This is a genomic window from bacterium (assembly GCA_035419245.1).
GTDB lineage: Bacteria > Zhuqueibacterota > Zhuqueibacteria > Residuimicrobiales > Residuimicrobiaceae > JAKPUX01.
The window spans coordinates 256,601-268,866 of the sequence record DAOLSP010000004.1 but is presented as its reverse complement, the minus strand read 5'-3'; the positions used below and the strand labels follow the sequence as shown (position 1 = coordinate 268,866).

At 61.1% G+C, this 12,266-nt stretch carries 10 protein-coding genes; all 10 read right to left on the bottom strand.

Annotated elements, in window-relative coordinates; all coding sequences use genetic code 11:
* Positions 1 to 10: 10 nt before the first annotated feature.
* Complete coding sequence (locus tag PLH32_08590; protein ID HQJ64656.1) at positions 11 to 688, bottom strand: heme exporter protein CcmB; 678 nt, start codon at positions 686 to 688, stop codon at positions 11 to 13.
* Between the two features lie 3 nt (positions 689 to 691).
* Positions 692 to 1,381, bottom strand: coding sequence for a heme ABC exporter ATP-binding protein CcmA (gene ccmA / locus PLH32_08585; protein ID HQJ64655.1), 690 nt, complete (start codon positions 1,379 to 1,381; stop codon positions 692 to 694).
* Positions 1,378 to 2,667, bottom strand: coding sequence for a hypothetical protein (locus PLH32_08580; protein HQJ64654.1), 1,290 nt, complete (start codon positions 2,665 to 2,667; stop codon positions 1,378 to 1,380). The genes ccmA and PLH32_08580 overlap by 4 nt, the downstream gene beginning before the upstream one ends.
* Positions 2,668 to 2,672: 5 nt before the next feature.
* Complete coding sequence (locus tag PLH32_08575) at positions 2,673 to 4,625, bottom strand: heme lyase CcmF/NrfE family subunit (GenBank protein ID HQJ64653.1); 1,953 nt, start codon at positions 4,623 to 4,625, stop codon at positions 2,673 to 2,675.
* Between the two features lie 171 nt (positions 4,626 to 4,796).
* Positions 4,797 to 5,879, bottom strand: coding sequence for an amidohydrolase family protein (locus PLH32_08570; protein ID HQJ64652.1), 1,083 nt, complete (start codon positions 5,877 to 5,879; stop codon positions 4,797 to 4,799).
* Positions 5,876 to 6,778 (bottom strand): DMT family transporter, encoded by a 903-nt coding sequence (locus tag PLH32_08565; protein HQJ64651.1) that lies wholly within the window; start codon positions 6,776 to 6,778, stop codon positions 5,876 to 5,878. Before PLH32_08565 ends, PLH32_08570 begins: the two co-directional genes overlap by 4 nt.
* 16 nt (positions 6,779 to 6,794) lie before the next feature.
* Positions 6,795 to 8,099: a D-tagatose-bisphosphate aldolase, class II, non-catalytic subunit gene (locus PLH32_08560; GenBank protein HQJ64650.1), complete on the bottom strand. Its 1,305-nt coding sequence runs from the start codon at positions 8,097 to 8,099 to the stop codon at positions 6,795 to 6,797.
* Positions 8,089 to 9,030 carry a sugar kinase gene (locus tag PLH32_08555; GenBank protein ID HQJ64649.1) on the bottom strand — a complete coding sequence of 314 codons (942 nt, stop codon included), beginning with the start codon at positions 9,028 to 9,030 and terminating at the stop codon, positions 8,089 to 8,091. The genes PLH32_08560 and PLH32_08555 overlap by 11 nt, the downstream gene beginning before the upstream one ends.
* 9 nt (positions 9,031 to 9,039) lie before the next feature.
* A complete protein-coding gene (locus tag PLH32_08550; protein ID HQJ64648.1) occupies positions 9,040 to 10,095 on the bottom strand; it encodes an SIS domain-containing protein in 1,056 nt (351 codons plus the stop codon).
* Between the two features lie 45 nt (positions 10,096 to 10,140).
* Positions 10,141 to 12,264: a T9SS C-terminal target domain-containing protein gene (locus PLH32_08545; GenBank protein ID HQJ64647.1), complete on the bottom strand. Its 2,124-nt coding sequence runs from the start codon at positions 12,262 to 12,264 to the stop codon at positions 10,141 to 10,143.
* Between the last annotated feature and the right edge of the window lie 2 nt (positions 12,265 to 12,266).

The following is a 12,266-nucleotide window of genomic DNA, read 5'->3' as shown; positions in this document are numbered from 1 at the left end:
CGTTCGGCTGTTACTCTTCCACCACATATTCATAGAGCAAAAAACAGACGAAGAAATACAGCACGTCGAAAACGATCAGCAGACGCAGCCAGGGCCAGATCTCCACAACCCCGCGGCCGTCCAGCAGGGCGGCGGTGCTCTTGATCGCCGCGAGAATGACCGGCACGGAAACCGGGAAGAGCATAATCGGCAGCATCACTTCGCGCGAGCGGGTGTTGGCCGAGATCGCGGAAAAGAGGGTGCCGACCGTCGCAAAGCCGAAAGTGCCCAGCAGCAGGATGGCGATCAGCAGCGGCCAGACGCTCCCGATCGCCAGGTCAAAGAGAACGACCATCACCGGCAGGGTGATCAGCTCCACCACCGTAATAAAGATCACATTGCCGATGACCTTGGCAGCGAAGAGGGTGCTGCGGTCGACCGGACAGAGCAGAAGACCCTGCATCATCGCGTTCTCCTGCTCGCGGGCAAAGGCACGGGCGAGGCCGAGGTTGCTGGCGAAAACGAAGGCGACCCAGAGAATGCCGGGGGCGGCGGCGCGCATCTCGGTCGATCCGGGATCGAAAACGAAGTTAAAGATCACCACCACGGTCAGCGAAAAGACGAGCATGGCGGTGATGATCTCCTTGCCGCGCAGTTCCTGCAGCAGGTCCTTGCGGAGGATGGTGTATAATTGTGCCAGGGCTTGCATGAACTAGTTCTCGCGCAAATGCTGGATGATGTCCGCCTTTGCGACTTGCACTGCGGGGCGGTCGATGACCAGCCGGCCCCGGTGCAGCACCAACAGCCGCTGCGCATGCGCCAGGGCATAATCGGGATCGTGGACGGTCATCAGCACGGTCACCCGATCCGCGCCGGCGCGGGCGATGAACCGGGTCAGCAGATCGGTTGCGTGAACATCAAGGCCGGTGAAGGGCTCGTCGAGAAGCAGGACCTTGGGCTGGTGGAGCATGGCGCGGGCCAGGGCGAGGCGCTGCTGCATGCCGCGCGAGAAGGTGCGCACCAGATCGCGACGCCGAGGCTGCAGCTCCATCATTTCCAGCAGAGCGTCGATGCGCCGCGGCAGTGCGGCGACGCCATACATCCGGCCGTAAAAGTACAGATTCTCTTCGGCGGAGAGGTCCTCATAGAGTAAGGTCTGATGGCTGACCACGCCGATGCAGCGGCGCACCTCCTGCGGGGTTTTACGGACCTGGAATCCCGCCACCTCGACCATGCCGGCGGAGGCGCGCGTCAGGCCGGCGATGATCCGCAGTAGGGTGGTCTTGCCCGCGCCATTGGCGCCGAGCAAAGCGGCCAGCCCGCCCGCTTCCATTTCGAAGGAGACGCCGCGCAGAGCCCGTAAGGCGCCAAAGTCCTTGCGGATGTCCTTGCAACGGATCACCTGGCACCTTTTTTGTTTCTGGCGGTGTAGGCACGCGCCAGGCCGACCCCTAAAATCAGAAGACTGCCGGTGGCCGCTAGTGTCAACCAGGGGGGAAGGGCGACTGCAGCCGGGGCATTCCGCACCACCTGCAGCTGCAGCCGGGTTCCCGGCATGGCATTTTCGACACCGAACCGCTGGTAGGTGGTGCCGCGGATGGTGAAGGGACCGAGATCCTGGACGCCGCTGCCTTCAAGCCGCAGCCCGGTTTGCGGAAGGAAGAGATCGAGGGAGCGGGTAGGCTGGTCGATCTGAATGGCCAGCGGAGCGCGTTCCTTCTGCCAGGGCAAATCATAGGTAAAGGAGATCTGGCGGTTCCCCGGTTCAAAAACTCCGGTGTCGTAAATGAGATTGCCATGCACCTTCAACTCGGGGCCGAATTGCCCGGCCATCGGTGTGATGTGCTGCGCCCAGGGCGGCAGGATGATCTTGAGCAGAGCCTCGGTTTCGTGGCCGTCGGTAAGGACGTTGAGGATGGTCTTGTTCCCCGGATTGCGGAGGACGCGGGTCTCGCGCAGCGTGAGACTCGCACCTTGATCCTGGAGGATGATATGATGCATCAGCACCACAATCCCGCGGCTGTCCCTGGTCGAATCAAAGCGGACGATATCATTCCGGACCGCGCGGTTATGGCTGAACTCGGCCTCTCCGCTGTAGTAGCGCACCCCCTGATGTTCGACCATGGCGATATAGGATGCGCCCGAATCCGTTACGGTCAAGTGAAAGGAGAAGGCGCCGTCACGGCCCGTAGTCTGCGTCATCAGGTTGCGGGGCGGATGCTCGGCGGTGAAGAATTGCAGGATAACCGGGGCGCCGGCGACGGCACTGCTGTCACGGCTGCCGTCGAGAAGGCGCCCGGAAAAGGAGGCGTTCTGGGCCAGGCTGTCGGCCGCCGGCAGGACGGCCAGGGCCAGGAGAATCCAGATCGTCAGCTTCCCCGGCAAACGGCGGCCTTTGTTCTTGCCCTCCGGCCGGGCGGCCAGCCGGGACTCTATCGCCTTGAGCTGTTCCTCCTGCTCGCGGACCAGCTGATCATGGTCCTCCTGGCTCAACTTGCCGGTTTGATGATCAAAATGGAGGTCCTGGATGATCTCCATCGCTACTTTTTTTCTGAAGAGCAGCTCCGGCTGGTCGAGGTGAGCCGCTTCACCGGAGCGGGACGCTCGCGGTGAACGAGCGCGGAAGAGCGGCGCCACCACCCAGGCCACAGCGGCGATCATGATTAAAAAGCCAATCAGTGCGTTCATGCTCCTCACCCTTCCTTGCGTTGGTTGGTGCGCTGCGGCGAGACCGCCAGCAGGGTGCCCAGCACCATAACGATGCCGCCGACCCACATCCAGATCATCAACGGATTGATCATGACGCTGACGGTGGCACTCTGGCTGCGCAGATCATAGCTGGCGAGGATGACGTAGAGGTCCTCGCGCAGGTTGGAGCGGATGGCGACCTCGGTGGCTGGTTGATAATTGGGGTGAAGATGCTTCTCGGCCTCCAGTGTGCCGGCTGGACGGCCGTTGATGAAGAGATCGAACATCGCCGCATCCACCCGCCGGTCGGGCCGCTCCTCGCTGCGCAGCCCCTGAAAGACGAGGCGGTAGCGCCCGAGCTCGAGGCCCTGGCCTTTGCGCAGGGTGGCTTCCTTGTCGACCCCGAAGGCTGAGGAGCCGATGATGCCGAGGAAGAGCAGGAGCACACCGATATGGACGATATAGCCGCCATACCGGCGCTTGTTTTTTTGTGCCAGGCTGATGAGGGCGCGGACGAAGCTGAGATGATCGGTCCGGCCGCGCACCCGGGCGCCGCGCACGAACTCGATGAGGGTTGCGCTGAGCGAGAAAAAGGCGATGGCCAGGGCCAGCAGCGGCAGTGCACCGCGCAGGCCGAGGAGCATCAGTTTCAGGAGTAGCGCGAGGCTGATCGCCGCGGGCCAGAGGAAATTACGGTGCAGGTTGCGCGGGCTGGTTTTGTTCCAGGCGTAGAGCGCGCAGAGACCGGTCAGGGCGAAAATCCCCAGGCCGATCGGAGTCACCATGCGGTTGAACCATTCAGGGCCCACGGTGATCTTTTGGTGGCGGATCGCCTCGGTCAGCGTCGGCCAAAGGGTGCCGGTCAGGACCGCGACGGTCATGGCGATGAAGAGGATGTTGTTGAGCAGGAAACTCGATTCCTTGGAGCTCCAGCTGCCCACTACACCACGGCCTTCCAGCAACGAGCGACGATTGACGATGAGAACAAACGAACCGGCCAGAATTAATCCCAGGAAAGCCAGAAAAGAGGGGCCGAGATTGGAGACCCCGAAGGCATGCACCGAAGAGATGACTCCGCTGCGGGTGACGAAGGTTCCGAAAATGGTGAGGGCAAAGGTGAGGGTCACAAGAACCAGATTCCAGATCTTGAGCATCCCCTTTCGCTCCTGGACGATCACCGAATGCAGAAAAGCCGTGCCGGTCAGCCAGGGCAAGAGTGAGGCGTTTTCGACCGGATCCCAGGCCCAATAGCCGCCCCAGCCGAGCTCGACATAGGCCCACTGCATGCCGAGGATGTTGCCGATGGTCAGGAAAAGCCAGGCGAAGAGGGTCCAGCGGCGGATGCTCTTGAGCCAGCGCTCGTCGAGGCTCTTGTTGATCAGGGCGGCGATGGCGAAGGCAAAGGGCACGGTGAAGGCGACAAAACCGATATAGAGGCTGGGGGGGTGGAAGACCATGCCGGGATTTTGTAGCAGCGGATTGAGGCCATTGCCGTCCTCGGGCACGAAGGGGGTTCGGGCGAAGGGATTGGTCTTGAAGGTCGCCAGATAGAGGAAAAAGAGCGTCGTGACCTGGATCACCGCCATGGTCGCCGGCAGCAGCTCCGGATTGCGTTTCTTGTTGCTCGCCAGGACGATAGCAGCGAAAATGGTCAGCAGCCAGGTCCAGAAGAGGAGCGAGCCGTCCTGGCCGGCCCAGAAGGCTGCGAGGGTGTAAAACCAGGAGAGGGAACGGTTTGAGTAATGGGCGACATACTCGATCTGAAAATCGCGGGTGAGAAAGGCGTGGATCAGTGCGAACGATGCCAGGGTCACGAGGGCCAGGGAAGCATAGACCGCGCGGTGCGCACTGGCGAAATAGAGAGAGGTGCGTCGGCGGGCTGCGCCGAAATAAATCACCGCAGCGTAGGCGGTGAGTGCCATGGCGATGAGCAGGGCCTGATATCCGATATCTGCCAAGCGGGCTCCTGTCTGTAATGGGTGAGGAGAAGAATGAATTGAGAAAAAATATAGTAAATAAAGCTTTTAACCGCAATAAAAAAAGCCGGCTGAAGCCGGCTTGAACGCACCTTGTGGTTGACGGCCCTGCGGAGCTTTGCATGAAAGGGCGCGCCGGGCCGTCCGGAATGATCATTTTTTGCCCGGATAGAGGGCCTTGAGGGCATTGGTGCGATAGACCCGTTTGAGCACCTTATCGCTCAGGTCCAGTCCGTAGAGCGGCCAGTGATAATTGAAGAGCCCGATCTCATAAAAATGCTCATCCGCCGATTCAAGAATGCGAAAAGTGACCGCATACATCTCGGCATCCATGCCCATGTCGGTGCCATAGAGGAGGCGGGTGGAATATTTCTCATAAAAGGCGCGGGTTGCCCGTGGGACCGGCGCTGTTTCGGCATACCGGGCGGAGATGTCGGCGTACAGATTGGGATAGCGGTCCAGCAGTTTGCCGAGCGCCGTCAGGTCGTAATCGCAGTTGGCAAAATGGCAAGCGATGAAAGTGGTGCGCGGATGGCGCGCCACGGCGCGTTCGAGACTTGCCACCATGCCGGTCAGATCGACCAGGTTCTTCTTGTTGTCAAGGCGCCAGGTGTATCCGTTCATGAGGCCGTCGTTGGTCGAGTCCATCGGCTGATACATCCAGATCGGGTCGCCGACGTGGATGCTAACCGGCATGCCCAGCTGGGCGCATTTTTCAAGCAGGGGATCCATACGCGGATCTTCGAGATGCATACCCGGAGCCGGCTCGTTGCCATAGACCAGGCCCTCTCCTTTGTCGCCGAGTTCGCCGACGCCCCGGGCGCCCAGCTTGTAGCAGCGCTCCAATTCGGCGACCGCGGAGGGCCCGTAGCCCGGCTGGTCATAGCCATGGAAATCAAAGCCGCACCACACCTCGAAACGGTTGGGCCAGGCGGCATAGGCGGCATAGATCGAATCGAACCGAGCGCCGTTGGCCATGGAGAGGATGATGGTTTTTTCGATGCCAGCACGGTCCATGGTTTTCACCCATTCGCCGATCTCGGCAGATGACTGGGCATAGGGGTGGGAATGAACATCGATGACGGGGAATTTGGCGCGCTCGATGTGGTGGACTGGCACCCTGTAAATCGATTTGGGCCGGTAGTCTTTAAGAAGCAGCTGCTCCGGAGAGGTCTGCGCCAGCGCTGTTCCGGCTGCTGTCGTGAGGACAAAGAAGATGAAGGCCTTCCGTTTCATTGCTGTACTCCTTTTGATTCTGTCTCTTCTCCACCCTCCTCGATGGCCATTAAAAAGACCGCGACGATGGCCAGGATCATGCCGGTGACGATCAGGGGATGGGGAATGACGCGGTAGAGGGTCAGAGAGAGGATGATCGTGATTACCGGGGCCACCGCATTGGTCAAGGGACTGACGATAAGAGCCTTACCATGGCGGAACGCATAGACCAGCGTGAGCGCGCCGATGGCATTGAGAATCTGAATCAAGGCGGCGAGCCATGGGCCTTTCAACCCCCAATTGATCGGCTGGCTGAAATCGGTCATCCACAAGGCAAAGGGGATGAGGAGCAGACCGGTGACCGTCATGTAGAAAAAGATGCTCTCCGCCTTCATGGTTTCATTGGCGAATTTGATCACATAGGCCTGAATGCCCCAGGCGAAGAAGACCAGCAGGGCCAGGATAATCCAGAGTCCGCCCTGGACCGGACTGTTTGCAGGCTGGTAGGAGAGCAGAGGCATGGCGACCATGGCCAGAAGGATGCCGGCCCAACCCCGTTTGCTGGCCCGCTCCCGGAGCAATAGATAGGACATTAAAATGGTGATGACCGGTGAGAGGGAGATGAAGGGGAAGACCAGATAGGCCGGGCCACTGCGCAGGGCCTGGAAGAGGATCAACTGGCCACCGGCTCCGAGAAAACCCGCGGCAGCACCGAGCGCGATCGAACGACGGTCCCACTCCACTTTCCAGTGGATGTTGGTCAAGGCGACCAGCACCGGGACCAGCATGGTCAAGGCCCAGACTACATAACCGAGAGTCGCCGGAAATCCCGCCTTTTCCGGCAGTTCGATGAGTGCGCCCCAGACGCCCCAGAAAAGGGTAGTGACCAGGGCGTAAACCAGCCATAATTTTTTGTTCACTGTGATTCTCCTTGTGTTAGGCGGATGTAGACGTTGAACCGGTAGCGTTAGCATAAAGACCGAGCACCGTTGCGATCCGGTGCCGGACTAGGGCAACCGGATCGTTGGTGAGGCGTCCCTCGCGGATCGCCCGGTACTGATCGGGCAGAAACTGGCTGATGAGTGTCAGCGGCAGGGGATGGCGCTGCAGATTGGCCTGCAGGTGCAGCACTGCAGCGGTGATGGCCGGATCGGGCCAATAGTAGCGGATACGGTCGCTGTAGCTGTAATGTCGGGCAAAGCGCACTTCAGCCGCGGTGCCGTGGTAATGTTTTTTCCAGAAACGGGGGTCGCGATCCATCACCGCATCGATGGTCTCTACCAGACGTGATGGAGTGGAATCGGCGCGGTCCCCGAGCCAAAGGGTTTCCATCTCCGCCAGCGCGAAGAGGGCTTCGCGCAAGGCGTAGGTCAGCCAGGGGCCGACCTTGAGGATGGCGAAGTGGTCTTGGACCAGCTGATGCAGGGCGGTGCCGGTCTGGTAGTCGGTCGAATGGGCCTCATATACCAGCCCTGGGAGACCGGCGATGAATCGGCTCAACGGGCGGGCCCGTTCGCGATCATAGTTCACGACGTGGTCATGGCTGAACTCGACCCCCGGCTGCACCACCACCGCGATAACCCGCCCCCAGGCGGCCTCGAGGTCACGCTGGTGGAAAGCCTGACGCGTCAGGGTAATGCACTCCTCCACGGCCGCGACGGTGGTCGGCTCGACATGATCCAGTGGATGTTGAGCGCCGCCGGGAATGGGGACATCGGAGCCGATGATGTAGAGCGGAGCCTCGGCGCGGCCCTGAGCGGCACGTTCCGCCGCCGCACACAGGAGCGCGGTGCGTTCGGCAATGACTTCCGGCGGCAGAGCGGGTCCGGTATCGTCGCCGCAGGCCATGGTAGCGTCGAGATGGAGTTTGAGATAGCCGGCGCGGACATAGGCAGCCACTTGTTCCTCCGCCTTGGCCAGAGCCGCGGCGGCGGGTTCCTGCTGCCAGACATTGGGGCCAAGATGATCGCCGCCGAGGAGGAGGCGTTCGCGGGGGAAGCGCATGGCTGCAGCGGTCTCGTGCACCATGGCGACAAAGCGGTCGGGGGTCATGCCGGTGTAACCGCCGAATTGGTCGACCTGGTTGGAGGTCGATTCGATCAGCAGGGGGGAGCCATCCGCAAGGGCTTGCTGCATGGCTGCCTCAAGGACGCGGGGGTGGCTCGAACAGACCGAGTAGAGCCCGCAGCCGGCCCCCTGCTTGTTGCGCGTCAGCCGATCACGCAGCAGTTCAGCGGCCATCGATGATCCGCCTGAGCCGCGGCCATACGGTCGCCTGCTCCTTGAACGCCTCGGTGCCGCCCATCTCCGTCACCGCCAGGGCGCCGCAGGCATTGCCATACTGCATACATTCGACGGGGCTCATGCCCTTGAGCCAGCCGTGCAGAAATCCGGCGTTGAAGCTGTCGCCAGCGCCGGTGGTCTCGACCGCCTCGACCCGGTAGGCCGGCGCTGTCCAGCTCTCCTCCCCGGCACAGACGGTGGCGCCGGCAGCGCCGCGCTTGACTACCAGGATCTTGACCAGCTTGCGCAGTTTGGCGATCGCCTCTTCGACACTCGCCGCACGCGCGATCCGCATCGCTTCGTCCTCATTGGGGAAAAAGAGGTCGGTGTGCGGCAGGGTCTGGAGCAGATCCTCGCCCCACTGCTCGTCGGGATCCCAGTTGGTATCGAGCGAGGTCGTCAGACCGAGCTTGCGGGCACGGGCGAAAATCGTGCCCGCATCCGGACGGATACCGGTCTGAAGGAAGAAACAGCCGATATGAAGGTGGTTTGCCTCGATGATATAGTCCCAATCGAGATCGGCCATGGTCAGATCGCGCATCGCACCCATATAGGTGAGTAGGGCCTTGTAGGGCGGATTGGCGAGGACGATGGTGGCGCCGGTCTTGAGATTGCTTTGCATCTGAATGCCGCGGGTATCAACCCCGCCGGCGGTCAGTTGTTCGACCATGTAGCGGCCGAAGGCATCCAGCCCCGCCTTGCCGACGAAGCCGACGCGGGTGCCGAGGGCGGCGAGATTGTGGGCGGTGATGGCCGAGGAACTCCCCATGGTGAAACGCATATCTCCGGCCAACTTTTCTTTCTCGTTTTCAGGCATGGCGATGTCGCGCAGGACGAGATCGATGTTGAGCTCGCCTATGACCGCGACATCCAGATTTTTCTTTTTCACAGACGCTCCCTATAGTGAAAGTGTGACCACCGCCCTGAGATTGTGCGGCTGATCGGGATTCTGGTTCCGGTGCAGGGCATTATAATAGCCGAGCAGCTGCAGAACCGGCATGTAGAGCAGCGCATTGGCGAGGTCGCCGCCCGGACCCGGCACGCAAAAGTCGAAATCGACGTCGCCGGGAATCCGGGTCAGGCTGCTATCATGCAGCAGCAGCATCTGCGCCCCGAGCTTTTTCATGTCGGCGGCCATTTTCAGCTCATACTCCACCCCTCTCTGCGAGAGGAGGAGCGTAATCAGGGTCTCGGTCGTGGTCGTCGACATCGGACCATGGCGGTACTCGAGGGCATGAAAGCTGCGGGAGGCGGAGAGGGACATTTCGTTCATTTTGAGCGCGGCTTCATTGGCGAGGCCGTAAAAGGGGCCCTGGGCCAGGAAGACGAACTGGGTGAAGGAGTGCGAGATGATCGTGGGCAGAATGGCATCGGCCTGAACGAGCAGCGCCTCACCGGCTGCGGGAATCTGTGCGAGCAGGTCCGCCTGTTCCGTCCTTTCCCAACCCTGTATCGCCGCCTGCACCAGGCTGAGGAGCATGGTGGTGAAAGAACCGGTCATGACCACGCTCTGTTCGGCCGGGAAGGGAAAGGTGATGGAGCGGTCCCCGGCCAGGGCCAGCGGCGAATCGGGATCGCACGAAATGCATAGGGTGGGGATGCCGAATTCATGCCGCGTTTTTTCGACCGCCCAGACAATTTCGGTGGTGGTGCCGGAGCGAGAGAAGGCGACGGTCAGGATGCGTTCGTGCGGATTGAAGACCAGTTCGGGATAGATCAGGATTTCGGATGCCGGAACGGCCTTGCTGCGCAGACCAGTTAGCCCGGAGAAGAGTGCCGCGGCGGCCTGCGCCAGGTAGAAGGACGTGCCGCAGCCGGTGAAGACCCAAAGGTGTTCCCGGTATTCCCGCAAGAGCCGTTGATGCTCCTGGCTCTGTGCAGCGAGCGCGGCAACTGCGTCGCGCCATATCTCCGGCTGACGGTGGATCTCTATATTGGTGAAATTATCGTTCATAGGTCTCTTTCGCGTGAAGGAATCAGGGAGTGATGGATAATCCGCTTACATAATCACCAGGAACTTGCCCTGTGTTTTGCCCAGCGGAGATTCAATATAGTAAAAATAGAGGCCGGCGGCGACCAACTGCTGGTCCTCGTTTTTCAGATCCCAGATGGCGATGCTCGGCGCAAGGGCGGAACCACCGCGATGCTCGAGGGTGCGAACTTTTTCGCCGGCCGAATTGAAGATCCGGATCGTCGCCTCAGCGGGCAGATAGGTAAATTGCAGCTGTTTGTCCATGCCGACCTCCCAGCCGGAGGCCACCACATAAGGATTGGGAACCACCTTGACCTGGTCGAGCACGGAACGGGCGACCGGGGCGTGCGGCACGACGGCAACGGTGTTGGAGCCGGTTTTCGGTTGCGAAGCCGCGGTATTCTCCAGCGGCCCGGTGATGCCATTGCCGGTGTCATAAGCGGCGATGTAGTAGCGGTAATTGAGTCCGTTGATGAGCTGGTCATCGATATAGACATGGACGGTATCGCCGCGCTTGAAATAGCCAAGCGTGTCGCTATCGATCACCCGCGCGAGCGGCAGGCCGGTCTCACTGCCGAGATCGAACCAGGCGAATTCCGGGAGGGTCCGGTAATTGCCCTTGATGCCGTCGATGCGGTCAAAGCGCGCCAGCGGGATATACTTGATCGTGCCGGAGAAATCGGTATAAGTCTCCGTGCCCCAGGTGACGCCTTCATCGGTCGAGCGGTAGATCTTGTACCCCTCGAACTCGGGATCGCGTTCGCTCTCGGTGCTCCAGATCAGGGTATTGCGGCCATTGCCCGGGATGATTTCCAGGCGGGGGGCGGGCGGGGCCTTGACTACCTGCCATCCGGACTCGTAGAGGGTCTGGGCATTCGCGGCGTTTTTATACAACTGGGCTTTGGACATGCCGAAGATGGTGGCGAAGATCATGGTATCAGCCTGGCCGGGGGCGAGGTCGAAGGGTTCTGAGCCCATGACCTGAATGCCGTCCGAACCCTGGCCCAGGTAGTAGCCCTGGCCGCCCTCGAGGGCATCGGCCACGCCGTTATGATCGAAATCGTCGTCGATGCCGTCTTTGTTGCTGTCCTCGGGATCGCCCTGGTTGGCGAGATTATAGCGGAAATAGAGTTCCTTGCTGGCGCCATTGCCGCTGGGGGTGGTTGCTTCCATCCAGAAATTAAAGGCATCGTAGGTGGCTACCTTTTTGGAGGGACCTGGCATGCGCAGGGCCATCGTGCCGCCCCAGGCGATCTGGTTGGCCGCCAGGCTACCGCCTGCGGGATTGTCCTCATAGCCGTTATCATCGGTCCCATATGCGAACTGCAGACGGGGGTCATAATAATGGCGATCGGTGTCCCCGGTGCTCGTCGGCGAGAAGGCGAGGGGCAGGTAGCCAAAGTCGGAGTGGATGCCGACGCGCATGCCGCGAATAGGGGCGGTGCCGATGTTGCGAACTACATAGATCCATATAAGGAAATCCTGATAGAGCTCTCCCGTCCAGGCGAGACCGCGCATCTCGACGTTGGTATTGAGCCAGCGCCGTTCGTTGGTGCCGAGGTCGGTGCCGCGCCAGGCGTACATGGCCGAGTAGGTCTCCTGGTCAGCGATGCGTTCGCCGTGGCGGCCCGCGCCGGGCCAGCCCTCGCTGCCCACGCGCAACGAATCGCCGGTCCCCGGAATGAGGAGGGGCCAGCCGCGATTGGGGCCACTGCTGGGCCAGGTGGAGGGGTCGGTGCTCAGCGGCGCCACGGCGCTGCCGACCACCTCGGGATAGGGGGCGTAGTGCTCCTCGTCCCAGAAGGCGGCCGGACCTTCATCCATCGAACCATCGAGGTATTCGAGATTCTCCGAGTTGGCTCCGCTCACGGCGCCGGGATCCTGGGCGGCCGGTGCGCCGATGACAATGCCGACGCAGGTGCCGTAATTGATGCCGCTGCCGGTGGGATACTCGAAAGAGGGCTTGCGCGCCAGCGGAATATTCTGCTCATTGCCGTCGCCGAGCATGCCGGTGTTGTTGAACTGGGTGCTCAACCGGTTGATGTTCATCGTATTCCAGCGCTGATACAGCATCGGATCGGTCTGGGCGGAAAGCAGCGAGAACACCATCAAGAGGCCCAGGCCTGCCAATAATAGGGTGCGTTTTATCATAA